Source organism: Pseudomonas sp. GXM4 (assembly GCF_008923895.1).
GTDB classification, from domain to species: domain Bacteria; phylum Pseudomonadota; class Gammaproteobacteria; order Pseudomonadales; family Pseudomonadaceae; genus Aquipseudomonas; species Aquipseudomonas atacamensis.
On sequence record NZ_WBRZ01000012.1, the window covers coordinates 26,503 to 48,470 of the forward strand.

Annotated in this window: 24 protein-coding genes and 1 tRNA gene; 17 read left to right on the forward strand and 8 right to left on the reverse strand. The window is 60.3% G+C overall.

The annotated features are described in order from the left end of the window. Nucleotides 1–28: 28 nt before the first annotated feature. Together F8N49_RS03830 and F8N49_RS03835 are read right to left on the reverse strand one after the other, a co-directional pair. Nucleotides 29–502 carry a peroxiredoxin gene (locus F8N49_RS03830; protein WP_071174672.1) on the reverse strand — a complete coding sequence of 158 codons (474 nt, stop codon included), beginning with the start codon at nucleotides 500–502 and terminating at the stop codon, nucleotides 29–31. Between the two features lie 10 nt (nucleotides 503–512). Beyond that, a complete protein-coding gene (locus F8N49_RS03835; RefSeq protein ID WP_071174673.1) occupies nucleotides 513–1,073 on the reverse strand; it encodes a glycine cleavage system protein R in 561 nt (186 codons plus the stop codon). Nucleotides 1,074–1,401: 328 nt separating this feature from the next. Here F8N49_RS03835 and dapA point away from each other — a divergent pair, with 328 nt between their 5' ends. The 8 genes from dapA (at nucleotide 1,402) to F8N49_RS03880 (ending at nucleotide 8,283) form a co-directional block, all read left to right on the forward strand. After that, a complete protein-coding gene (dapA, locus tag F8N49_RS03845; RefSeq protein ID WP_016771265.1) occupies nucleotides 1,402–2,280 on the forward strand; it encodes a 4-hydroxy-tetrahydrodipicolinate synthase in 879 nt (292 codons plus the stop codon). A 17-nt stretch (nucleotides 2,281–2,297) separates the two neighbouring features. Next, nucleotides 2,298–3,413, forward strand: coding sequence for an outer membrane protein assembly factor BamC (bamC, locus tag F8N49_RS03850; RefSeq protein WP_016771264.1), 1,116 nt, complete (start codon nucleotides 2,298–2,300; stop codon nucleotides 3,411–3,413). A gap of 6 nt (nucleotides 3,414–3,419) precedes the next feature. Continuing rightward, a complete protein-coding gene (locus F8N49_RS03855) occupies nucleotides 3,420–4,181 on the forward strand; it encodes an MBL fold metallo-hydrolase (protein ID WP_024012002.1) in 762 nt (253 codons plus the stop codon). 28 nt (nucleotides 4,182–4,209) lie between these two features. Beyond that, a complete protein-coding gene (purC, locus tag F8N49_RS03860; RefSeq protein WP_016771262.1) occupies nucleotides 4,210–4,923 on the forward strand; it encodes a phosphoribosylaminoimidazolesuccinocarboxamide synthase in 714 nt (237 codons plus the stop codon). 84 nt (nucleotides 4,924–5,007) lie between these two features. Beyond that, nucleotides 5,008–5,097, forward strand: a tRNA-Ser gene (locus F8N49_RS03865). A 171-nt stretch (nucleotides 5,098–5,268) separates the two neighbouring features. Beyond that, nucleotides 5,269–6,573, forward strand: a complete 1,305-nt coding sequence (chrA, locus tag F8N49_RS03870) for a chromate efflux transporter (RefSeq protein WP_178116894.1) — start codon at nucleotides 5,269–5,271, stop codon at nucleotides 6,571–6,573. A 238-nt stretch (nucleotides 6,574–6,811) separates the two neighbouring features. After that, a complete protein-coding gene (locus F8N49_RS03875) occupies nucleotides 6,812–7,696 on the forward strand; it encodes a manganese catalase family protein (RefSeq protein ID WP_071174675.1) in 885 nt (294 codons plus the stop codon). Nucleotides 7,697–7,773: 77 nt separating this feature from the next. Continuing rightward, nucleotides 7,774–8,283: a ferritin-like domain-containing protein gene (locus tag F8N49_RS03880; RefSeq protein WP_024012005.1), complete on the forward strand. Its 510-nt coding sequence runs from the start codon at nucleotides 7,774–7,776 to the stop codon at nucleotides 8,281–8,283. A 48-nt stretch (nucleotides 8,284–8,331) separates the two neighbouring features. Here F8N49_RS03880 and F8N49_RS03885 read toward each other — a convergent pair whose 3' ends face one another. Further along, nucleotides 8,332–9,321: a ribonuclease Z gene (locus F8N49_RS03885; protein ID WP_151550837.1), complete on the reverse strand. Its 990-nt coding sequence runs from the start codon at nucleotides 9,319–9,321 to the stop codon at nucleotides 8,332–8,334. A gap of 196 nt (nucleotides 9,322–9,517) precedes the next feature. On the opposite strand from F8N49_RS03885, the gene F8N49_RS03890 reads away from it, so the two are divergent. The 3 genes from F8N49_RS03890 (at nucleotide 9,518) to F8N49_RS03900 (ending at nucleotide 12,412) form a co-directional block, all read left to right on the forward strand. Further along, nucleotides 9,518–11,095 (forward strand): histidine kinase famiy protein, encoded by a 1,578-nt coding sequence (locus tag F8N49_RS03890; protein ID WP_256205885.1) that lies wholly within the window; start codon nucleotides 9,518–9,520, stop codon nucleotides 11,093–11,095. Between the two features lie 89 nt (nucleotides 11,096–11,184). Beyond that, a complete protein-coding gene (locus F8N49_RS03895) occupies nucleotides 11,185–11,415 on the forward strand; it encodes a hypothetical protein (RefSeq protein ID WP_071174678.1) in 231 nt (76 codons plus the stop codon). Nucleotides 11,416–11,434: 19 nt separating this feature from the next. After that, complete coding sequence (locus tag F8N49_RS03900; protein ID WP_151550838.1) at nucleotides 11,435–12,412, forward strand: SDR family oxidoreductase; 978 nt, start codon at nucleotides 11,435–11,437, stop codon at nucleotides 12,410–12,412. Between the two features lie 16 nt (nucleotides 12,413–12,428). Here F8N49_RS03900 and F8N49_RS03905 read toward each other — a convergent pair whose 3' ends face one another. From F8N49_RS03905 to F8N49_RS03915, 3 genes are all read right to left on the reverse strand, one after another. Continuing rightward, nucleotides 12,429–12,950, reverse strand: a complete 522-nt coding sequence (locus F8N49_RS03905; RefSeq protein ID WP_178116896.1) for a DUF4142 domain-containing protein — start codon at nucleotides 12,948–12,950, stop codon at nucleotides 12,429–12,431. 49 nt (nucleotides 12,951–12,999) lie between these two features. Continuing rightward, on the reverse strand, nucleotides 13,000–13,224 hold the full coding sequence (locus F8N49_RS03910) for a hypothetical protein (protein WP_071174681.1): 225 nt from the start codon (nucleotides 13,222–13,224) through the stop codon (nucleotides 13,000–13,002). Nucleotides 13,225–13,357: 133 nt separating this feature from the next. Then, nucleotides 13,358–13,549 (reverse strand): DUF1508 domain-containing protein, encoded by a 192-nt coding sequence (locus F8N49_RS03915; protein WP_016771242.1) that lies wholly within the window; start codon nucleotides 13,547–13,549, stop codon nucleotides 13,358–13,360. A gap of 275 nt (nucleotides 13,550–13,824) precedes the next feature. On the opposite strand from F8N49_RS03915, the gene F8N49_RS03920 reads away from it, so the two are divergent. The 6 genes from F8N49_RS03920 to F8N49_RS03945 all read left to right on the forward strand — a co-directional run bounded on the left by F8N49_RS03920 (nucleotide 13,825) and on the right by F8N49_RS03945 (nucleotide 19,506). Continuing rightward, nucleotides 13,825–14,790 (forward strand): glycosyltransferase family 2 protein, encoded by a 966-nt coding sequence (locus F8N49_RS03920; protein ID WP_073472935.1) that lies wholly within the window; start codon nucleotides 13,825–13,827, stop codon nucleotides 14,788–14,790. A 3-nt stretch (nucleotides 14,791–14,793) separates the two neighbouring features. Next, entirely contained in the window at nucleotides 14,794–15,504 is a 711-nt protein-coding gene (locus tag F8N49_RS03925; RefSeq protein WP_151550840.1) for a bifunctional 2-polyprenyl-6-hydroxyphenol methylase/3-demethylubiquinol 3-O-methyltransferase UbiG, read from the forward strand. After that, on the forward strand, nucleotides 15,501–15,887 hold the full coding sequence (locus tag F8N49_RS03930) for a GtrA family protein (RefSeq protein WP_151550841.1): 387 nt from the start codon (nucleotides 15,501–15,503) through the stop codon (nucleotides 15,885–15,887). The genes F8N49_RS03925 and F8N49_RS03930 overlap by 4 nt, the downstream gene beginning before the upstream one ends. Continuing rightward, a complete protein-coding gene (locus F8N49_RS03935) occupies nucleotides 15,884–17,980 on the forward strand; it encodes a DUF6311 domain-containing protein (RefSeq protein WP_151550842.1) in 2,097 nt (698 codons plus the stop codon). The genes F8N49_RS03930 and F8N49_RS03935 overlap by 4 nt, the downstream gene beginning before the upstream one ends. 74 nt (nucleotides 17,981–18,054) lie before the next feature. Further along, nucleotides 18,055–18,975 (forward strand): LysR substrate-binding domain-containing protein, encoded by a 921-nt coding sequence (locus F8N49_RS03940; RefSeq protein WP_024012013.1) that lies wholly within the window; start codon nucleotides 18,055–18,057, stop codon nucleotides 18,973–18,975. Between the two features lie 165 nt (nucleotides 18,976–19,140). Next, on the forward strand, nucleotides 19,141–19,506 hold the full coding sequence (locus F8N49_RS03945) for a 5-carboxymethyl-2-hydroxymuconate Delta-isomerase (RefSeq protein WP_016771238.1): 366 nt from the start codon (nucleotides 19,141–19,143) through the stop codon (nucleotides 19,504–19,506). A 3-nt stretch (nucleotides 19,507–19,509) separates the two neighbouring features. Here the strand turns inward: F8N49_RS03945 and F8N49_RS03950 are convergent, their stop codons facing one another. Next, nucleotides 19,510–20,445, reverse strand: coding sequence for a LysR family transcriptional regulator (locus F8N49_RS03950; protein ID WP_073472928.1), 936 nt, complete (start codon nucleotides 20,443–20,445; stop codon nucleotides 19,510–19,512). A 177-nt stretch (nucleotides 20,446–20,622) separates the two neighbouring features. Beyond that, nucleotides 20,623–21,795: a cyanate transporter gene (locus F8N49_RS03955; protein ID WP_151550843.1), complete on the reverse strand. Its 1,173-nt coding sequence runs from the start codon at nucleotides 21,793–21,795 to the stop codon at nucleotides 20,623–20,625. Nucleotides 21,796–21,968 lie beyond the last annotated feature (173 nt).

The following is a 21,968-nucleotide window of genomic DNA, read 5'->3' on the forward strand; positions in this document are numbered from 1 at the left end:
TAGCGTCGGTGACGACGCAGCAAAAACATCAGGCTTTATTCAGAGCCTCAGCCGCCGCCAGCACGGCATCAACATGCCCCGGCACTTTCACGCCACGCCATTCCTGACGCAGCACACCGTCCTTATCAATCAGGAAAGTGCTGCGATCAACGCCCAGGTATTCCTTGCCATACAGCTTTTTCAGCTTGATCACGTCGAACAACTGGCAAACCGCTTCGTCCTTGTCACTGATCAGTTCGAAGGGGAATTCCTGTTTGCCTTTGAAGTTTTCGTGCGACCTCAAACTGTCGCGGGAAATGCCGAAGACTTCGGTGTTGGCAGCCTTGAAAGCCGCATATTGATCGCGAAAGCCCTGGCCCTGAGTGGTGCAGCCCGGGGTGCTGTCCTTCGGGTAGAAGTAGATCACCACTTGCTTGCCCTTGAGTTCGGACAGGCTGACGGTCTGCCCGCTGGTCGCAGGCGCGGTGAAATCCGCAACCGGTTGGTCGATGACTACGGCCATGAAAGCTTCCTTACATTGGGTTTTGTGGGCGCCAAGGCTCGATCAGGGCATCCAGATTCATCGCGTCGGCGAAATCGAGGAACTGATCGCGCAGCCAGCTGATCTGGGTGTTGGCCGGCAGGGTCACGGTGAACGTGGCGTTGAGCATGGTGCCGCCGGTCTGTGGCGCCTGATAGGTGTCGCAGGTGAGGTTTTCCAGCTCGACGTTGTGGTCCATGAAGAACTGGCACAGCTCATTGATAATGTCCGGGCGATACGCCGAGCTGACGTAAGCCACGTAAGGCAGCGCTTGCGGACGATTTTCCAGAGCGGCGCTGCGCACCACGTTGACGGTGAAAGCGTGACGCTTGGCCAGCAATGGCAGGCTGCCTTCGAGGCGCGCGAGGGCGTCCCAGCTGCCGGAAATTTCCAGCACCAGGGCGCTGCACTCGCCGTGGCGGGTCAGGCGAGAGGTGACGACGGCGCAGCGGTTTTCATGGCTGGCGCGGCACAGGACGTTGGTCAGCTCCATGGGGTTGGCGCCGAGGGCACTGATGACAAGGAATTGTTCGCGAACTGTGGGGGTGGACATGCAGCATTCCTAAAGCGATGAGCGGTCGGTAGGTTGACGGGCGTTGGCGGCCGGGAGTGCCTGTTCTGGCTGTCCGTATAAAGAGCTCCGTACAGCGTTCGCGGCTCGCTCCACTGTGCAGGAGCGCGTCGATGCGACGCAGGAACGGGGCCTGGGAGGCCGAAAGGGGAGGCTGAAACCCGGCGTACAAGCTGATCTGTACCGATCAAAGTCTGAAGGGTAGCGAAAAGCGGCGCCAAGGGGAATGGCGGCGGCGCAGTACTTCGCTTGTGCAAGCATCTTGGCGCCAGTACCATTACCGCTCTCTTTTTCCGGCAGGAGCGGTTTCATGATTGCGGGCAGTATGGTGGCACTGGTCACTCCCATGGATGCACAAGGGCGTCTTGACTGGGACAGCCTCAGCAAACTCGTGGACTTCCACCTCAAGAACGGCACCCATGCCATCGTCGCCGTCGGTACTACCGGCGAGTCGGCCACCCTTGATGTAGAAGAGCACATCGCCGTCATCAAAGCCGTGGTCAAACAGGTTGCCGGGCGCATTCCGGTCATCGCCGGCACCGGCGCCAACTCGACCCGCGAAGCCGTCGAGCTGACCCGCAACGCCAAGGCCGCCGGCGCCGATGCCTGCCTGCTGGTGGTTCCTTATTACAACAAGCCGACCCAGGAAGGCCTGTACCAGCACTTCAAGCACATCGCTGAAGCGGTCGACATTCCGCAGATTCTCTACAACGTTCCCGGCCGCACCTCCTGCGACATGCAGGCCGAGACGGTGATTCGCCTGTCCACCGTGCCGAACATCATCGGCATCAAGGAAGCCACCGGCGACCTCAAGCGCGCCAAAGCGATCATCGATGGCGTGAGCAAGGATTTCATCGTGCTGTCCGGCGATGATCCGACCGCTGTCGAGCTGATCCTGCTGGGCGGCAAAGGCAACATTTCGGTCACCGCCAACGTCGCCCCGCGCGAAATGGCTGACCTGTGCGAGGCCGCGCTCAAGGGCGACGCCGATACCGCACGCGCAATCAACGAAAAACTGATGCCGCTGCACAAGGACCTGTTCATCGAAGCCAACCCGATTCCGGTGAAGTGGGCTTTGGTCGAAATGGGCCTGATGCACGAAGGCATCCGCCTGCCACTGACCTGGCTGAGCACCCCTTGTCATGAAACGCTGCGCTCGGCCCTGCGCCAGTGCAACGTCCTGGTTTAATTGAGGAAGTACAACGCATGAAGCGAATGGCCGGACTTTCCGCACTTGCCTTGATTATCTCCAGCACCAGTGGCTGCGGATGGGTCTGGGGGCCGGAAGGTTATTTCCGCGACCGTGGAAGCGATTACCTGCAAGCGCAACAGACTGCACCGATGCAATTGCCACCGGATGTGAGCACTGCCAAGCGCCTCGATCCGCTGTTGCCGATCCCGCGCAACGTGGCCGATGACACCGCGACGGGCGAATACGTCGTGCCGCGTCCTCAGCCGCTTTCGGCGGTTGCCGACGCAACTGATTACTCGCTGCAGAAGAGCGGTGATTCGCGTTGGGTCGTGGCTCAGCACCCGCCGGCCGAAGTCTGGCCAGTGGCGCTGCAGTTCTTCCAGGACAACGGTTTCCGTCTGGATGAACAGCGTCCGCAGACCGGTGAGTTCACCACCACCTGGCAGCACTCCGACGAGTTGTCCGCGTCGATGGCCAAGCGCCTGAGTGCGGCCGGTATCGCCAGCGACAGCGAAACCCGCGTGCGTGTGCGCATCGAGCCGGGTGTGCAGCGCAACACCAGTGAGATCTACGTGGTCAGCGCCGAGCGTCCTGCCGGCAGCACGGCCGACGTGGCTTTCACCAACCGTTCGGTCAACACTGGCCTGGACGCTGCGCTGGTCGACGACATGCTCGCGAGCATGAGCCGCACCTCCGAGAAGGGCGGTTCGGTGTCGATGCTGGCCTCGCGTGATTTCGATGCGCCGAGCCGTGTCAGCCTGAACGAAGACGGCAGCGGCAACCCGGTGTTGAACGTCGGTACCGATCTGGACCGCGCCTGGTCGAGCGTCGGCCGTGCGCTGGAACAGGGCGAATGGCGCGTTGAAGACATCAACCGCAGCCTGGGCCTGTACTACATCAACCTGGCCGAAAAAGCCGAGAAGAAAGACGACAAGCCTGGCTTCTTCAGCAGCCTGTTCGGCAGTGCGCCGAGCAAGGAAGAAGTCGAAGCCCGCGCCGAGCGTTATCAGGTTCGCCTGAGCAAGGTGGGCGAGAACATCCAGGTCACCGTCGAAAAGAACATCAACACCGTCGCGCCGGCCGATGTCGCGCGTAAAGTGTTGAGCGTGATTCAGGACAACCTGGGCTGATCCGATATGCGTTTTGCCGTTCTCGGCAGCGGTAGCCAAGGGAACGGCACGCTGATCGCCAGTGCTGATACGTACGTGCTGGTGGATTGTGGTTTTTCCCTGCGGGAAACCGAAAGACGTCTGTTGCGCCTGGGCGTGCACCCGGCGCAACTGAGCGCGATACTCGTGACCCACGAACATGCCGACCACGTGCATGGCGTGGGTTTGCTGTCTCGGCGCTACAATCTGCCGGTCTACCTCAGTCGCGGCACGTTGCGCGGGATGCGCAAACCGCTTGAACCGGCAGGTTTTCTGGCCGGCGGCGAGCAACTGCAGATCGGCGCACTGAACGTCGGGGTCATTGCCGTGGCCCATGACGCGCAGGAGCCGACCCAGTACGTCTTCAGCGATCAGGAACAGCGGCGCTTCGGCCTGCTGACCGACCTGGGGTCGTTCTGCGAGCGGGTGCTGGATGGCTATCGGGACCTCGATGCATTGATGATCGAGTCCAACCATTGCCGCGACATGCTGGCCCGTGGTCATTACCCGTACTTCCTCAAGCAACGGGTGGGCGGCGAACGCGGACATCTGAACAACCATCAGGCGGCATTCCTGGTGGCCGAGTTGGGCTGGCAGGGTTTGCAACACCTGGTCCTGGCCCATCTGAGCAGCAAGAACAACCTGCCGCAGCTGGCCCGGCAATGTTTTGTCGACACCCTCGGGTGCGACCCGGACTGGCTGCAACTGGCCGATCAAGATTCAGGGCTCGACTGGCGCCACATCGCCTAGCCCACCTACTTAGCAAGCGGAGCCCATCATGGAAAAACGTGAAGAACTCTACCGCGGCAAAGCCAAATCGGTTTACAAGACCGACGACGCTGACCGCTTGATCCTGCTGTTTCGCAACGACACTTCGGCGTTCGACGGCAAGCGCATCGAACAGCTTGATCGCAAAGGTATGGTGAACAACAAGTTCAACGCCTTCATCATGCAGAAACTCGAAGCGGCCGGCGTGCCGACCCAGTTCGACAAACTGCTGGGCGACAACGAATGCCTGGTGAAGAAGCTCGACATGATCCCGGTGGAATGCGTCGTGCGTAACTACGCCGCCGGCAGCCTGGTCAAGCGTCTGGGCGTCGAGGAGGGCATGAAGCTCAACCCGTACACCTTCGAACTGTTCTTGAAGGACGACGCCAAGGGCGACCCGTTCATCAACGAATCCCACGTCGTAGCGTTCGGTTGGGGCACCGCCGAGCAACTGGCGCGCATGAAGGAACTGTCGCTCAAGGTCAATGAAGTCCTGAGCAAACTGTTCGACGACGCCGGCCTGCTGCTGGTCGACTTCAAGCTTGAGTTCGGCGTGTTCAGCGACGGTTCCATCGTCCTCGGCGACGAGTTCAGCCCGGACGGCTGCCGTCTGTGGGACAAGGACACCAAGAAGAAGATGGACAAGGACCGCTTCCGCCAGGGCCTCGGCGACGTCATCGAAGCCTACGAAGAAGTCGCCGCTCGTCTGGGCGTACCGCTTTAATCGACGCAAGCATCTGATAGCACGGAAAAAATTTCGTTTGGGGGGTTCGCAACCAACGAAAGTGTTGTTATGATGCGCGCCGTTGGAGAGATGCCAGAGTGGCCGAATGGGACGGATTCGAAATCCGTTGTACCTTCACCGGTACCTAGGGTTCGAATCCCTATCTCTCCGCCATTATTGAACAAGACGAAGCCCCCGCAATCATTGATGATTGCGGGGGCTTTTTCGTTTCTGGCGTTTTGTTCGTTGCGCTTTTCGGGTACAACCTGCCGACTGCATAAAAGGAACAGCTCGACGAGTGAAGTTCAGCCGTTGGCGGGTGATGACGACGTTAGGCCGCAGGCCGTGAGTCTGCGCGAGGCGTTCTGGTTCTGGTTGAAGCTGGGCTTTATCAGTTTCGGCGGGCCGGCCGGGCAGATTTCGATCATGCACCAGGAGTTGGTCGAGCGGCGGCGCTGGATTTCCGAGCGGCGTTTTCTGCATGCCTTGAACTATTGCATGTTGCTGCCCGGGCCTGAGGCGCAGCAGTTGGCGACTTACATTGGCTGGCTGATGCATCGGAGCTGGGGCGGGATTGTGGCCGGGGCGTTGTTCGTGTTGCCGTCGCTGTTCATCCTGATTTTCCTGTCGTGGCTCTATATCGCCTTCGGTGAAGTGCCGGTGGTGGCGGGGCTGTTTTACGGGATCAAGCCTGCGGTGACGGCCATCGTCGTGCAGGCGGCGCATCGCATCGGTTCGCGGGCGCTGAAGAACAATTGGCTGTGGGCGATTGCGGCGGCGTCGTTTACCGCGATTTTTGCGTTCAATGTGCCGTTCCCGTTGATCGTGCTGGGCGCGGCGGTGATTGGCTATTTCGGCGGTCGCCTGGCGCCGGAGAAATTCAGGGCCGGCGGGCATAGCGCAGCGAAGAAGTCTTTCGGCGCGGCGTTGATCGACGACGATACGCCAACCCCGGCCCATGCCCGTTTCAGCTGGACGAAACTGGCCACGCTCGCCGTGATTGGCGCCGCGCTTTGGGCGTTGCCGATGGGAGTATTGACCGCGCTATTCGGCTGGCAGGGCACACTGACGCAGATGAGCTGGTTCTTCACCAAGGCAGCGCTGCTCACCTTCGGTGGAGCTTATGCGGTGCTGCCCTATGTCTATCAAGGTGCGGTCGGTCACTACGGCTGGCTGACCCCGACCCAGATGATCGACGGCTTGGCGCTGGGCGAAACCACGCCCGGGCCGCTGATCATGGTGGTGGCGTTTGTCGGTTTTGTCGGGGCTTATGTGACGCAGGTGTTCGGCGCCGATCAGGTGTTCCTCGCCGGAGCGGTCGCCGCCGCGCTGGTGACGTGGTTTACCTTTCTGCCCTCATTCCTGTTCATCCTCGCCGGCGGCCCGCTGGTGGAGTCGACGCACGACGAACTCAAATTCACCGCCCCACTGACCGCGATCACCGCAGCGGTAGTCGGCGTGATTCTCAATCTGGCGTGTTTCTTCGGCTACCACGTGCTCTGGCCGCAAGGCTTCAGCGGCAGCCTGGATTGGCCCTCGGCATTGATCGCCATTGCGGCAGCCGTTGCGCTGTTTCGCTTCAAACGCGGAGTGATTCAGGTGTTGCTGGGCTGTGCGTTGGTTGGGCTGGTGGTGCATTTGCTGCGTTAGTGGTCGCGGCGCCGGAAATCGAATCGCGCGCTGGAGACTCGATTCCGGCAATAAGTTCCGGTCATTCCAGTGCGAATATCCTCAGCGGTATAGCCCCGTTTCGCGTGTTGGCGCGGTTCAAACCATTTGTCCTGTCGCCGCAAATTTTTTGAAATTTCCGCAAAGACAATGCTTCACAAAAGGGTAGGCAAACTTTTACCCAGAACTTGCCACGCTTACCCGACTGAGGAGATTTGTCATGTTTCTACATAACAAGCGACTTCAATACACCGTTCGTGTCGCCCAGCCCAATCCGGGGTTGGCCAATCTGTTGCTCGAGCAGTTTGGCGGCGCGCAAGGTGAACTGGCGGCGGCTTCGCGCTATTTCACTCAAGCCCTGGCCGAGGACGATCCGGGACGCAAGGACCTGCTGATGGACATTGCAACTGAAGAACTCAGCCACCTGGAAATCATTGGCTCGATCATCGTCATGCTCAACAAGGGCGCGAAAGGCCGGATGGCCGAAGGCGTCGAGCAGGAGGGCGAGCTGTATCGCTCGCTCAATGGCAACGGCAATGACTCGCACATCACCAGCCTGCTCTACGGTGCCGGTTCGCCGCTGACCAACTCTGCCGGTGTGCCATGGACGGCGGCGTACGTCGATACCATCGGTGAGCCGACCGCCGACATGCGTTCCAACATTGCTGCTGAGGCACGGGCGAAGATTGTTTATGAGCGCTTGATGAACGTGACCGATGACCCCGGCGTGAAAGAAGCTCTGGGCTTTCTGATGACCCGTGAGATCGCCCACCAGTTGTCGTTCGAAAAAGCCCTGCATTCGATTCAGCCAAACTTCCCGCAAGGCAAGTTGCCCGGCATGCCTGAGTTCACCAACGTCTACTTCAACATGTCGCAAGGCACCGAAAGCATGCGCGGCCCGTGGAATCAGGGCGACGATTGGGAGTTCGTCGAAACCCCGACGCCAGGGGTCGACGGCGGCGATGGCCTGGCCACCGTGCAACTGGACAGCGCCGACGAAGCGCTGCTGGAAAACATGAAAATGCGCACCATGTCCGACCCCAACAGCGAGCCGGTCACCGGTGCGGATCTGGGCGCCGGCGCGCAGGCCAAGCCTGGTTTGTAAGGCACGTGGGGCGCGCCAGACATCAGGCGGCGCGCCCCGGTTGATCACTGGGAAATCATCAAGAAGAGGACTCGACAATGGCTACTCCACAGGAAAACCTGCTCGACTGGCTGCGTGATGCCCATGCCATGGAGCAACAGGCCGAGCAAATGCTCAAGGCACAATCCAAGCGTCTGGAACATTACCCGCAGCTCAAGGCGCGCATCGATCAGCACATCGAAGAAACCCTCGGCCAGCAGAAACTCATCGACGAATGCCTGCAACGTCTGGGCGGTGAATCCTCGACGATGAAAGACCTGGGCGGCAAGTTGATGGCGTTCGGTCAGGCTGTTGGCGGCTCCTTGATGAGCGATGAAGTGATCAAGGGCGCCATGGCCGGCTACGTTTTCGAGAACATGGAGGTCGCCAGCTATACCGTGCTGATCGCAGCGGCGAAAGCGGCGGGGGACACGCAGACGCAGAAGGCCTGCGAACAGATTCTGCCGCAGGAAGTGGCCATGGCTGAATGGCTGCTCAAGCATTTGCCGCAACTGACCGACGCGTTTCTCGAACGCTCGGCGGATCCGGACAAAGAAGCCAAGAAGTAACCCTTGCCACCGGCGTCCGCCTGCCAGACGGGCGGACGCGCTATCAAATTACGGTGCGACCTGCAGCGGCTTGCGCTCGATCTCCACTGGTTGCAAATGACCCAGCCGATCCAAGTGATAGCGCTGCAGATCCCGCGCCAGAATCAGTTGGCCGTTATACAGCGCCGCCGCTTCACTGCGCACATCCTCAATCGACGGACTCAGCGCCGGGTTGGTCTGATAGCGTGCGCTGAAGTGCGTCAGCACCAGATTGCGCACCCCGGCGGATTCGGCGAAACCGGCGACAGCGGCGGCGCTACTGTGGCCGTAACTGGCACGAGCGCGGTCGATTGCTGCCTGCACGAATGTCGCTTCATGCACCAGCACATCCGCCGATTGCGCCACTTCTGCCAGCAGCGCCGGCCGATCGTTGTCGCCGCAGACGATGATGCGCCGATCAGGTCGCGCGCTCAGCAGATAGTCGCGAGCGTGCAGCATCCGCCCGTCAACCTCCACGTCCTGACCATGGGCCAACTGACCCCAGAGCGGGCCGCGTTCGATGCCCTCGGCATCCAGGCGCCCCACGTCCAGACGCGGTTCCGGATCGGACTCGGTAAATACATAACCGTGACACGGCACGCGGTGGGAAAGCTCGACGGTCTGCACCTGAACGTTGAGGTTGCGCCATTCGGTAAGCGTTTCCACAGCGTGCAGGTTGATCTCGAAGGGCAGATGCGATTGCGTCACCTCAAGGCTCATTCTCAGCCACGGCTGCAGCGCCGCCGGCAGAATAATGTCCAGCGGCCGCGTGCGTCCGGACATGCCGGTGCTCGCCAGCAGACCCGGCAAGCCCAGGCAGTGATCGGCGTGCACATGAGTGATGAAAATCGCCCGCAATTCACTCAGTGACAGCGGCGTGCGCAGCACCTGATGCTGGGTGCCTTCACCGCAATCGATCAGGTACCAGCCCTTGCCGGCAGAGGCGATCAATGCTGTTGCGCTGACGTTGCGCTGGCGGGTCGGCACGCCGGCAGACGTGCCCAGAAACAACAAATCCACGGTGGTTCTCCCTGGCGGATCGGATTTCAGATCTTGCGTGCAGTTCTCGGTGAGCTTTCGACAATCAGCGAGGCGATTCGGATCCATCGAAGTACCGGGGCGATTCATCGGACACCCGCCGTTGCGGTGTCCGGCCTTGGCACTTCGCTCGCTGATGATGGTCACAGCGAAACGGAGTCACTTAGCGGAGGTCAACTTGCCCAGAAAATCCAGGCCGATCGTCGACCGCGCCGATGCGGCGACCCTTTCGCAAGAACGCAAAGATGTGTTTTTCGCGGCGGTGCAGGTCAGCCGCATGGCCATGATTGTCACCGATCCAGCGCAGCCCGACGATCCCATCATTTTTGCCAACAATGCGTTTCTTGAACTCAGCGGCTACGAGCTGGAAGAGGTGCTCGGGCGCAACTGCAGGTTTCTGCAAGGCGAGCAGACTGATCGTTCCGTCTTGCAACAGGTCAAGCAAGCGCTCAAACATCAACACGAAACCTGCGTGGAGGTACTCAACTATCGCAAGGACGGTTCATCGTTCTGGAACGAGCTGTTTATCGCGCCACTATTCAACGAGCGCGGGCAACTGGTGTATTTCTTCGCCTCGCAAATGGACGTCAGCCGCCGCCGTGACGCCGAGGATGGTTTGCGTTACAGCGAGAACATGGAAGCGCTGGGCCAGTTGACCGGTGGCATCGCCCACGATTTCAACAATCTGTTGCAAGTGATGATCGGCTATATCGAGCTGATCCAGCACACCGCCAAGCGGCCGAGCATTGATCCGCAACGCATCGTGGTCGGCGCCGGCCACGCTCGCGCGGCGGCGGAAAAAGCACGTTTGCTGACTCAGCATCTGCTGGCATTCTCGCGCCGACAACGGCTCGAAGGCCGGGTGATCAATCTCAATGCCTTGCTTGAGCGCTCTACGCTGCCGACGCATGAATCCGCCGATCTGGAACCGCGATTCGAACTGGCCGAGGACTTGTGGAACTGCCGGCTCGACCCGGCGCAGGCCGAGATGGCGCTGAATCATTTGCTGTCCAATGCACGCGATGCGTTGGGGCAGCAGCAACAGCCGGTGATCACCGTGCAGACGCGTAACGTCGTTGTCCCGGATGCGACGGATCCGCATCAGGGCGGACTGGCGGCGGGGCGTTACGTCTGCATCGCGATCGCCGATAACGGCGTGGGCATTGCCGCCGACGATCTCGACAAGGTCATGGAGCCGTTCTACACCACGAAAGAGGAAGGTAGCGGTGCTGGCCTCGGGCTATCGATGGTCTATGGCTTCGTCAAGCAATCCGGCGGTGTGGTCAAAATCGAATCGACGCCGGGGCTGGGCACCACGGTGCGCCTGTTCTTCCCGGCGGATGACAGTCAGCTATCGACACCTGGCTCCGCTGAAACCGCAGAAAACCTCAAGGGCACGGAGCGCATCCTGATCGTCGAGGATCGCGCCGAAGTTGCTGAACTGGCGCGCTTCGTACTGTCCGAACAGGGTTACCGCACCACCATCGCTGCAGACGCGAGCGAGGCAGTGGCGATGTTGCAGAGTAGCGACTTTGAGCTGGTCTTCACCGATCTGGTCATGCCCGGTGAGATGAACGGGCTGGCACTGGCGCGGGAAATCAGCCAGCGCTATCCGGCCATGCAGATCCTGCTGACGACCGGCTACTGCGCGGACGAGTCGACGCCCAATGAGCTGGCTGACAATGAGTTCGAATTGATCGCCAAGCCCTACGCGCCGGTGGATCTGCTGCGCAAGCTGCGCTCGATGCTCGGCTGAAAAACGAACTGTCAGTGAACGTTCGGCGTCCATCCTTAAGACCACATTGAGCAACCAGTGAGGGGACGATCCCCGAGGAGATGTTTGCTATGAGTGATTATCCGATGGACGAAACCGATTCCGATCACCGCAACCGCCAGTTCGGTCAGGCGCTGGGGCTGGATGCTGACGAGGTGGAGTCGTGGGTCAGTGCAATCGAAGAGGACGGCAGCGGCATGGGCTACGTGGTGCATTTTTCCAGCGAGACGCCGGTGGACGTACTGGCCAAGGTGCAAGGGCTGGGCGATGACCTGATGATCAATATCGGGCCGATCGACTGAGCATCAGGGAGAACGGTTCATGCAGGAGCAACCTTTGGTGGTGATAAGCGGCGCCAGTGCTGGCGTGGGTCGCGCGGTGGCCCACCGGTTTGCCGCTGGCGGCTACCGCATCGGCCTGTTGGCGCGTGATCCGGCGGGACTGGCCGCCACGCAGGAGGAGCTGCAAGCGTATGGCGTTCAGGTTGAAACCGTTAGCGTCGATGTCGCCGATGCGCTCGCCGTGCAAGAGGCCGCCCAGCAACTGGAAGCCACGCTTGGGCCGCTGGCGGTGTGGGTCAATGCAGCGATGGTCACGGTGCTCTCGCCAATAGAACAATTGTCCGCCGCCGAGATCGAGCGCGTCACTCAGGTGACCTATCTCGGCACGGTTCATGGCACCTTGGCGGCGCTGTCGTTGATGCGTCCGCGCAACAAGGGTCTGATCATCCAGGTCGGCTCGGCACTGGCCTATCGCGCCATTCCGTTGCAGGCCGCCTATTGCGGGGCGAAGTTCGCTGTACGCGGTTTTACTGATTCATTGCGCTGTGAGTTGCTGCATGAGCGCAGCCATATTCGCGTGTGCATGGTGCAATTGCCGGCGATCAATACCCCGCAGTTCGACTGGGCGCGCAACAAATTGCCCAAGCGTCCACAACCGGTGCCACCGATTCACGACCCCGACGTGGCAGCACGGGCGATTTTCAGTGTGGCAAAGCATCCGCCGCGAGAGTTGTGGCTGGGGTGGTCGACGATCAAAGCGATTGTCGGCCAGTCGGTCATGCCCGGTCTGCTCGACCGTTTGATGGCGCGAAGTGCATGGTCCGGTCAGCAGACCAATGAGCCTGAAGACAACGAGCACCCGGACAACCTGTTCGAAGCGCAGCCGGATCGGCATCAGACCCGTGGCCGCTTTATCGGCCGCTCAAAGGACGCGGCGCTGGCATTGACTTCGACGCAAGTGCTGGCGGTATCGGCAGTGATTGCCGTACTGGTGGGCGTGGTTCTATTACAGCTTTGATTGTTCCCCCGGTTGGTCAGGGGTTGACGGATTTCAGTGCGCCAGCGGAGGGCTTGAGTTTTTCCTGCAGGTCGCGGGCAATTTTTGCCTGTTTCTCGATGTCCGGCAACGCGGATTGGGCGAAAGCCTTGAGCTGCGGATTTTGTGATGACATCGCTTCTTTCTTGAACAGCATCAGCTTTTGCTCAAGGGTTTCGGCCTGGCTGTCGATGTAAATGCGGTCGAAGGCGTCATCCCTTGATTCAAGGCGTAGCTGCTTGGCTTTGGATGCCACCGAGGGTTCGGTGGGAACCGCCATCTGCTGGCTTTGCCCCAGCTGCCTGATTTGTTTATCGAAGCGCTCATGGTCGGCGATCATTTGTCTGGCGAACGTTTTGACTTCGGGCAAGGTTGCCTTTTCCAAAGCGATGCGCGAACTGTTGTGCTGGAACAGGCTTTGCTGTGCCGCCTCTTCGATGAAGGCGTCGATGGTGTCTGCATGGCCTGGCTGGACGCTCATAGCCAAGACCGCAAGGCAGATCGCGGCGAGTGATTTCATGGCGCGTAACCTCCGCAGCATCGATGGATCGTGGCGGCCCGGGATCAGCTCATGGCTGCTGATAGTGGCCGGGGACGTTGTCGCCTTCGTCGGGCCTGGTGCGTTTCTGCACCTGGACGTCGCTCAGTGAAGCGGTCTTCAATTCGGCGAAAGCGGTCTTGACCAGGGTTTCAGCGAGACCCGGATCAAGGGTCTCGCCATCGTGGATCAGCGTGCGGCTTTGCGGCTGGTTGTCGACGATGAAACTGACGAGGTAGCGGTGCTCATGGGACATGGCTGAAATCCTTGGGTGCATGGCAGCAAAAATTGCAGTACATGCACCTTTGATGAACACCGCTGACAAGCATTCAAATAAACCCTTTGAAGGGCGACAGACGGTGCCGCTTTGCAGATGAACAGGACATCGCTCAAATTTCCTTGATCGGCGTCTCGCCCTGTACGGCTTTGATCAGATTGATCACGTGCAGGCAATCAGCCTTGTTCACATACGATTCGCCACTGGCCACGGTCTCATGGTTGCGCGCGCGCAGACGCCAGCGCCATTGGCCTTTGCCAGTGCTCGGGGTGCCTCGGGTTTGTCGGTAGATTTCGAAATACATGGGGTTCGCTCCCTGCGATGGATGTGCGCGCCAACCGGTGTGGCGCATCGACGCAAGCCTAGCGCAGCGGGTTTTTTTGGCTATCGGGGATTTGTTTCCAATCGTTCGCGAATGTTTCTGAAAGACCCTGCCCAGAGCGCCGCGACTGCCCGGCGAATTGGCCGATATGACGCCGTGTCATGCTTGCACGTGCGTGCCTGCTACTGCTTAATACGGGACGGCTCATGGCCTCGAAAAACTTTCGATGACCGACAAACTATAAAAAGAGCACTCCTTTGACTGAGCACGGAACGCAACAGGCCGGGCAGGTGACGTTGTCGCTGGTGATCCCCGTTTTCAACGAGGCCGACAGCCTCGACAGCTTTCTTTCGCGCATCGACGAGGTCTTTCAGACGCAGGCGCTGATCGATCTTGAACTGGTCTTCATCAACGATGGCAGCACCGACACGACCCTTGAGCGCTTGCTTGAACGGCAGCGGCAAGACTCGCGTCTGCGCATCGTCGACCTGAGTCGAAACTTTGGTAAGGAAGCGGCGTTGTCGGCCGGTCTGCAAATGGCCGGCGGGCAGATCGTGGTACCGATCGACGCCGATCTGCAGGACCCGCCGGAAGTCATCTTGCAAATGATCGAGCGCTGGCGTGAAGGTTACGAAGTGGTGCTGGGGCATCGCGTCAGCCGCCGCAGCGACACGTGGGCCAAGTCGACCTCGGCCCACTGGTTCTATCGCCTGCACAACCGCATCGCCGAACAGCCGTTGCCGGAGAACGTTGGCGACTTCCGCCTGATGGACCGCTGCGTGGTCGATGCGTTGCTGACCCTGCCTGAGTCGCGGCGCTTCATGAAAGGTCTGTTCGCCTGGGTCGGTTTTCGCACCACCCACGTCGACTACGAGCGCCCCGAGCGCGTGGCCGGGCAAAGCAAGTTCAATGGCTGGCGGCTGTGGAATTTCGCCCTCGAAGGCATCACCAGTTTCAGCACCGAGCCGCTGCGGGTCTGGACCTACCTGGGGGCGACGGTTTCGCTGGTGTCGTTTGCGTTCGCCATGTTCATTGTCCTGCGCACACTGATCCACGGCGTCGACTTGCCCGGTTATGCGTCGCTGATGGTCGCAGTCACGTTCCTTGGCGGTTTGCAATTGATCGGCATTGGCGTACTCGGCGAATACCTCGGCCGCACCTATATCGAATCCAAACGCCGACCGGTTTTTCTGGTGCGTCGCGTCTACGACCCCAAGGACTGACAGATGGATCTCAAGGAAACCGACATCCTCGGCGACAGTATCGATGAGCATTGGTATTACTGCTGCAAAGCGGCGGCGACCCGGCGATTGCTGGGTAACATGCCGATCCGACGAATACTCGATGTCGGTGCCGGCTCGGGGTTTTTCTCGCATCATCTGCTGACCCACACCGACGCGCATGAGGCGTGGTGCGTCGACATCAGTTACCCGGCCGATTCAAGCGCCACCAGCGCGGGCAAACCGGTGCATTACCGACGCAGCATCGACAGCATCGATGCCGATCTGGTGTTGCTGATGGACGTGCTCGAGCATGTCGACGACGACCTCGGCCTGCTCAAAAGCTACGTCGATAAAGTGCCTTCGGGCAGTCGTTTTCTGATGACGGTGCCAGCGTTCCAGTTTCTCTGGAACGGTCATGATGATTTTCTCGAGCACAAGCGCCGCTACACCCTCGCGCAATTCGAAACCCTGGCGGGCGATGCCGGTTTGACCGTGCAGCGCGGCGCCTACTATTTCGGTGCGGTGTTTCCTATCGCCGCTGCGTTGCGCCTGATGCCTCAAGGTTCGCCGACCGCACAGCCACAGTCGCAACTCAAGCGCCATCACCCGTGGGTCAACAGCGTGCTCAAGACCCTGTGCCGACTGGAGTTGCCGTTGATGGGCAGAAACCGGCTGGCCGGTTTGAGCGTCTTCGTGCTGGCGCAGAAACCGTGATCGGCAGTGAGCGTTCAGCGTTGGTCCGCCGTGGTCTGCGCTTTGCCCTGACCGGGCTGTTCGTCACTGCGCTGCATGCGCTGGTGGCTGTGCTGTTCATCCGCTTCATCGCGCCCGAACCGCCGCTGGCCAATGGTTTCGCCTTTGCCGTGGCGACCATTGTGTCTTATGTGATCAACACCACCTGGAGCTTTTCAGCTCGCCTGCACGGGCGCACGTTACTGCGCTTTGTGTCGGTCTCGGCGGGCGGTTTTCTATTGGCGATGCTGGTTGCCTGGGCGGCGCAAATGGCTGGGTTGCACTATCTGCTCGGGATCGGCGCCGTGGCCCTGACGGTGCCGGCATTTACTTTCGTTTTGCATAATTTCTGGACGTATCGATGAAGCCCTGGAACAGATCTTCAGCGTTGACGATTCTGCCGTTGCTGTTGGGCGTGCTTGCTTTTTTCATGGTGATCGGTCCGCGTGCACTCGATCCGCAGAACATTGCCTGGCTCAGCGAGGGCGATCCGGCTACGCATTATCTGGGCTGGGTTTTTTTCCGCCAGTCGCCGTGGACTTTTCCCCTCGGGCTCAACCCGTCGTACGGCATGGAGTTGGGCAGTGCGATCATCTTTTCTGACTCCAATCCGCTGCTGGCACTGCTGTTCAAACCGTTCAACGCCTGGCTGCCAGAGACGTTCCAGTATTTTGGCTTGTGGTTGCTCATCTGTTTCGTACTGCAAGCGTGGTTCGGCTGGAAACTGCTCGGCTTGATCACGGATAACGTCGTAATCCGGCTTCTGGCCACGGGACTGTTGCTGTTTTCCCCGCCGATGTTTGTTCGTGCCGGAGGACATCTGTCTCTGGCCGGGCACTTTCTGCTACTGGCGGCACTTTACCTGGCGCTGCATCCCGCGTTGCAACGGCGGCGGCTGGCCTGGGGCTGTCTGCTGGCGGCGACAGCTCTGGTGCATGCGTATCTGTTGGTCATGGTGGCGTTGATCTGGTTTGCCGATCTGCTCGGCAAAGTCATTTTTGACCGATTGACTCGCCGTCAGGGGCTGATCGAGTTCGGCGGTCTGTTCGCACTGGTCAGCGTGTGTTGCTGGCAGGCCGGATACTTCAGCATTGCCGACGGCGCCGGCAGTGGGGGGTTCGGTTTTTACCGGATGAATCTGCTGGCGCCATTCGATTCGGATGGCTGGTCGCAGGTATTGCCGGACATCCGCACCGGCGGCGGCGATTATGAAGGCTTCAATTATTTCGGCCTCGGTGTGCTGATGCTGTTACCGCTGGCGGCGGTGGCAGGGTTGCGCGGCGGGATTTCGCCGAGGGCTGCGCTGGGCGATCGGTGGTGGCTGTTGTTCGCAATGATCGGCCTGACCCTGTTCGCGTTGTCCCATCACATCGGTGTCGGGACGCAGACTTTCAACTATCCGTTGCCGACATTCATCCAGCGGCTGGCCAGTATTTTTCGCGCTTCAGGGCGCATGTTCTGGCCGGTCTTTTATGCAATCGAACTGTTCCTCGTGTACCTGCTTGTGCGGGGCTTTCGCGCGCCAGTTGCCATAGGGTTACTCGCCTTGGCGCTGGTGGTGCAGGTGGCAGATACGCACAACGGCTGGGCGGGGCTGCGCGCATCAAGGATGGTAGCCCCCGCATCGGACTGGGTCAGTCCGATGCGCGACCCCTTCTGGAACAGCGCGGCCGGCCACTACGGGAATGTTCGCGGGTTGCTGCCGCAAAACCAGCCCGAACGCTGGCAAGCGATCGCTGATTTCGCTGGAGCACATGGTCTGAAAACCGACGCGGTGTACATGGGGCGCATGAGCATTTCGGCGCTCGACAAGGCGCAGCGCGTGGCTCGGCATCGGCTGCAAACCGGAGAGTACGAGGCCGATTCTCTATATATCCTGGACGATGAAGCGCAGGCTCTGGCGGCCAAAAGCGTTCACAGCGATAGCGATCTGCTGACCCGGGTCGATGACTTCGTTGTGCTTGCACCAGGCTGGAAGCGTTGTCAGCAATGTCTGCCGATGATCGATGAGGGGCGGGCGCTGGCATCCATCGCGCTGAGCCGTCCGGGCGTTGTCTACACATTCGATCGCAAGAGTCGACAACTGATCAAAGGCTGGGGGGCGCCGGAAGCGTGGGGCACCTGGAGTGAGGGCCATGACGCGGAAATGGCGCTGCGCGTGCCAGCGCGAGCTAAATCGATTTCGATCCAGGCGCTGGCGTTCGTCATGCCGCCAACTCTTGCTCAGCGAGTCATCGTCAGGCTCAACGGCGTTGAAGTTCTTTCGACTCGGCTGACAGCCTTTCAGGGCAATTCTCTGGAAATTCCGTTGAATGAACAGGTCAGGCAAACCCTGCCGGAGGATGGCGCGCTGAGACTTGAACTGCATTTGCCCGACGCCGTCAGCCCGCGCAGTCTCGGAATGAGCGATGACGCACGCATCATGGGCCTGGGCGTGAAATCCGTGAGTGTGCAGTAAACCGCGCAAACGTTGATGGACGCCGGGTCCCGGGCTTTTCTACACTGCCGCTATTCCGGGAGCAGGGGCAATGGATGAACCGCAATGAACTACGCAAGGCCGACATCAACCTGATGGTGGTGTTCGAGACCCTGATGCTCGAACGCAACGTGACCCGCGCGGCGGAGAAGCTGTTCCTCGGCCAGCCGACCATCAGTTCGGCACTCAACCGTTTGCGCACGATGCTCAATGATCCGCTGTTCATCCGCGTGGGCCATCGCATGGAGCCGACGGCCCGCGCCGAAGACATTTACCGCCATCTCAAACCGGCACTGGATTCACTGTCGGCGGCGCTGAGCCTGACCCGCGATTTCGATCCCGCCACCAGCACCATGACCTTTCGCATCGGCCTGTCCGACGACGTCGAATTCGGCCTGCTGCCGCCGCTGTTGCGCGCGCTGCGCCAGGAAGCACCGAGCGTGGTGTTCGTGGTGCAGCATGTCGATTACTGGCGCATTCCCGACCTGTTGGCCGCGGGCGATATCACCGTCGGCATCAGCCAGACCCGTGGCCTGCCGGCCAACGCCAAACGCAAACTGCTGCGGCACATCCAGCCGAGCATCCTGCGCGCCGATGCCTCTGATACGCCGCTGACCCTCGACGAATATTGCGCTCGCCCGCATGTGCTGGTGTCGCACACGGCCAATGTCAGTGGCTACGCCGATGAGTGGCTGGCGGAACTGGGCCGCACGCGGCAGGTGGTGTTGTCGGTACCGCAATACAGCGCATTGCCGGCGTTGCTGGCCGGCACCGACCTGATCGCCAGCCTGCCGGATTACACCGCAGCGGCGATGGCGGCGTCGGGGGCGCTGTTCCAGGAACCGTTTCCGTTCAAGACGCCGACGCTGGACCTGTCGATGGTCTGGCTCAGCCACGTCGACAGCGACCCGGCCGAACGCTGGCTGCGCTCGCGGCTCGAAGCGTTCATGAGTGAACGGCCGCTGATTCCGTCCTGACAAGCACCACACAACCCTGTGGGAGCGAGCCTGCTCGCGAAGCCGTTCGGCAGGCGCGGATGTGCAAACTGAAAGGACGCTTTCGCGAGCAGGCTCGCTCCCACAAATGACGCTGTGTGATTGTGGTATATGTACGCCCCCGCATCCGCCGACTGGAGATCCGCAATGCCACACCTGCACATGGAATACACCGCCAACCTGACGCAGTTGAACGCTGACATCGCCCTGATCCGGCTCAACAACACGCTGGTCGGTTCCGGTCAGTTCGGCGCAGAGTTCGATATCAAGAGCCGCGCGATCAAGATCGACAACTTCAAGGTCGGCACGGCGCAGGGCGAGCGCGCCTTCGTCCATGTGAAACTGGCCTTGCTCAGCGGGCGCTCGGCGGAGATCAAGAAGCAGCTCTCGCAAAGCCTGCTGGCGGTGTTGCAGGAACTCTGCGAATGGCCGGCCGGGCTCGAAGTGCAACTGTGTGTCGAACTGCTCGACATCGATCGCGAGTCCTACAGCAAAGCCGCGATCGGCGTCTGACGCTCAGGCGTTTTCCAGCTCGCTGCACACTTGAATCACCTGCTCGCGCAGCCAGACGTTGGCGCTGTCCTGATCGGCGTTCTGGCTCCACTGCATGTCGAGAGTGAAACCCGGCAAGCCATTGGGCGCCTCGCAGTGGTTGAACACCGCGTCGTTGGTCAACAAACGCTGGATACGCCGGGGCAGGGTGAGGATGAAATCGGTGCCGGTGATCATCTTCAACGCGGCGCTGTAGCTGTTCGAGCGCGCGACGATCTGGCGTTTCTGCGCCTGCCGCGCCAGCCAGCCGTCGACCATGTTGGTGCTTGAAGTCCACGGCGTCGGGAACACATGCCGACGTTCGGTGAATGCTTGCAGGCTCAACCGCGGTTCGAGTGGCGTGGCGCGTTTGTCGAAGACGCAGACCAGGTCATCTTCAAGCAGCATCCGTGATTTCAGATCCGCATGCTGGCGGTGAAAGTGCGGGCCGAAACTGATCACCAGATCGAGGCTGCCGTCGCGCAACTCTTCGGCCGGAACGTCGGTTTCAAACTTGTGCATGTTGACCATCACCGGCAAGTCATCGAAGTCGAAGCGCTTCAACAGGCGCGGCAGAATCAATTGCTCGAAGTATTCCGGTGCGCAGATGTTGAAAGTCACCGCCTGCCGACTCGGGTCGAAGGCCGGGGCACCGGCGTGGCAGAGGTTGATGCTTTCGATGATCTTCTGCACGTGGCCGTACATGCTGCAAGCCTTGTAGGTCGGGCGCATGCCGGTGCGGGTGTTGATGAACAGTTCGTCTTCGAAACTGGTGCGCAGTTTCTTCAGGCAATAACTGACGGTGGACTGGCTGACGAACAGGGTTTCCGAGACATCGGTGACACTGCTCTGCTCGTACACGGCGACGAATACCATCAAGTCCTGCATATCGAGCTTGCGAAGCAAATTACTGTTCAGCATGAGTTCCGTCTCGCTGTGCCCCCTTGCGCAGAATTCGCGCAAACGTGTGCGTACGATCCTAACGGAACGATGGTGCCAGGAGAAACCCTTGTAGGACATTTCACGGACACATGTGGGACAGAAACTTTTAGCAACACGACGTTGCTGATTTCGTGCGGGAAAGATGGCCAGAGGCCTCTAGATTGCACTCTGGAAGTGGCGTGCGTAATGGCGAGGGTCGAAGCGCATCACCATCAGCAGCATGATCACCATCACCGCCGTCAACGCCCACCACGCGCCTTCGAAACTGCCCAGCCGATCGCGAATCATCCCTGCCAACAGTGGCGACAGTCCTGCGATCAGATAACCGATCCCCTGTACAAACGCGGTCAGGCCACCGGCGCGCTGCGGCTCGTCGCAGTGATCCAGAGCGACGATCAGGCTCATCGGAAACAGACCGCCAATCCCCAGCCCCAACAGACAGGGCCATAACAGGGCCAGAGTTAGCGGGGCGAGATTCAGCCCGCAGAAACCGCCGATGATCAGCAACAGCAGAACCGCCAATATCCCACGTCGATCACGGCTGCGATTGGCGATCGCCGGCACTACCAGCCCCGAAATGACCTCCATCGCTGTAAGAAAACCCAACAGCAGCCCGGCGTTTTGTTCACTCCAGCCCTTTTCCATGTAGTACGGGGCGAGCCAGGCGAGGACACAGGTGTAGGACGCCGTACCGAGGCCAAAGAAAATCGCCAGCAACCAGGCGCGAGGGCGGGTGATGAAAGACTCTTGTTTGGTCGTTCTCGATATGGCTGGCGCGGGCTGTAAACACCAGACCAATAAGGCGAGCAACGCCAGCCCTGCCCAAACAGCGAGCCCCACGCGCCAGTTGCCGGCCTGCACCATCACCAGTGGCGCGAACGATGCGGCAATCGCGGCGCCGCCCATGATCGAAGTCACGTAGACGCCCATGCACAACGCCACGTTGTCAGCAAAGCGCGATTTGATCAGCGCCGGCATCAATGCCTGAATCAGGGCTATGCCAATGCCGGCCAGCATCGCGCTGACGATCAGCTCGGCCGCCGAATCGATAAACAGCCGTGACAGGCTCGCCAGCCCGATGATCAACAGCGACAGCAGCACCGTGCGTCGGTCGCCCAGGCGCTGGCTGATGCTCAGGCCGAAGAACATCGCCAGTCCCATGGCCATCACCGGCAGCATCGTCAGCAGAGAGGCAAGCGTGAAGCTCAACGGTATATCGCCACGGATCGCCGACAGCAGCGGCCCGATGGCTGCCATTGAGGGGCGCAGATTAAGTGCGACAAGGATGATCGCGAGCATCAGCCAAGCGGCGGGGCGGGTGTGATTCATCAGCGGGCCTTCGAATGCAGGGGCTGATGATTAGGCGTCGCGATGCGCGCATCGGCAAATCAGAAAACCCCGGGCCAGACCTAAAAACTCGATAACACCCCTGTCCCGATGTGGGAGCGAGCCTGCTCGCGAATGCGTCACTCCAGACAAACAGTTATTGACACTGCGCTTTC

Coding starts and splice junctions, on each gene's coding strand:
- bamC (WP_016771264.1), top strand. CDS start 2,298: ATGAAGCGAATGGCCGGACTTTCCGCACTTGCCTTGATTATCTCCAGC.
- F8N49_RS03880 (WP_024012005.1), top strand. CDS start 7,774: ATGGCTACTCCACAGGAAAACCTGCTCGACTGGCTGCGTGATGCCCAT.
- F8N49_RS03830 (WP_071174672.1), bottom strand. CDS start 502: ATGGCCGTAGTCATCGACCAACCGGTTGCGGATTTCACCGCGCCTGCG.
- F8N49_RS03945 (WP_016771238.1), top strand. CDS start 19,141: ATGCCACACCTGCACATGGAATACACCGCCAACCTGACGCAGTTGAAC.
- F8N49_RS03905 (WP_178116896.1), bottom strand. CDS start 12,950: ATGAAATCACTCGCCGCGATCTGCCTTGCGGTCTTGGCTATGAGCGTC.
- F8N49_RS03875 (WP_071174675.1), top strand. CDS start 6,812: ATGTTTCTACATAACAAGCGACTTCAATACACCGTTCGTGTCGCCCAG.
- F8N49_RS03895 (WP_071174678.1), top strand. CDS start 11,185: ATGAGTGATTATCCGATGGACGAAACCGATTCCGATCACCGCAACCGC.
- dapA (WP_016771265.1), top strand. CDS start 1,402: ATGATTGCGGGCAGTATGGTGGCACTGGTCACTCCCATGGATGCACAA.
- F8N49_RS03915 (WP_016771242.1), bottom strand. CDS start 13,549: ATGTATTTCGAAATCTACCGACAAACCCGAGGCACCCCGAGCACTGGC.
- F8N49_RS03900 (WP_151550838.1), top strand. CDS start 11,435: ATGCAGGAGCAACCTTTGGTGGTGATAAGCGGCGCCAGTGCTGGCGTG.
- F8N49_RS03955 (WP_151550843.1), bottom strand. CDS start 21,795: ATGAATCACACCCGCCCCGCCGCTTGGCTGATGCTCGCGATCATCCTT.
- F8N49_RS03925 (WP_151550840.1), top strand. CDS start 14,794: ATGGATCTCAAGGAAACCGACATCCTCGGCGACAGTATCGATGAGCAT.
- F8N49_RS03855 (WP_024012002.1), top strand. CDS start 3,420: ATGCGTTTTGCCGTTCTCGGCAGCGGTAGCCAAGGGAACGGCACGCTG.
- F8N49_RS03940 (WP_024012013.1), top strand. CDS start 18,055: ATGAACCGCAATGAACTACGCAAGGCCGACATCAACCTGATGGTGGTG.
- F8N49_RS03835 (WP_071174673.1), bottom strand. CDS start 1,073: ATGTCCACCCCCACAGTTCGCGAACAATTCCTTGTCATCAGTGCCCTC.
- F8N49_RS03950 (WP_073472928.1), bottom strand. CDS start 20,445: ATGCTGAACAGTAATTTGCTTCGCAAGCTCGATATGCAGGACTTGATG.
- F8N49_RS03935 (WP_151550842.1), top strand. CDS start 15,884: ATGAAGCCCTGGAACAGATCTTCAGCGTTGACGATTCTGCCGTTGCTG.
- purC (WP_016771262.1), top strand. CDS start 4,210: ATGGAAAAACGTGAAGAACTCTACCGCGGCAAAGCCAAATCGGTTTAC.
- F8N49_RS03910 (WP_071174681.1), bottom strand. CDS start 13,224: ATGTCCCATGAGCACCGCTACCTCGTCAGTTTCATCGTCGACAACCAG.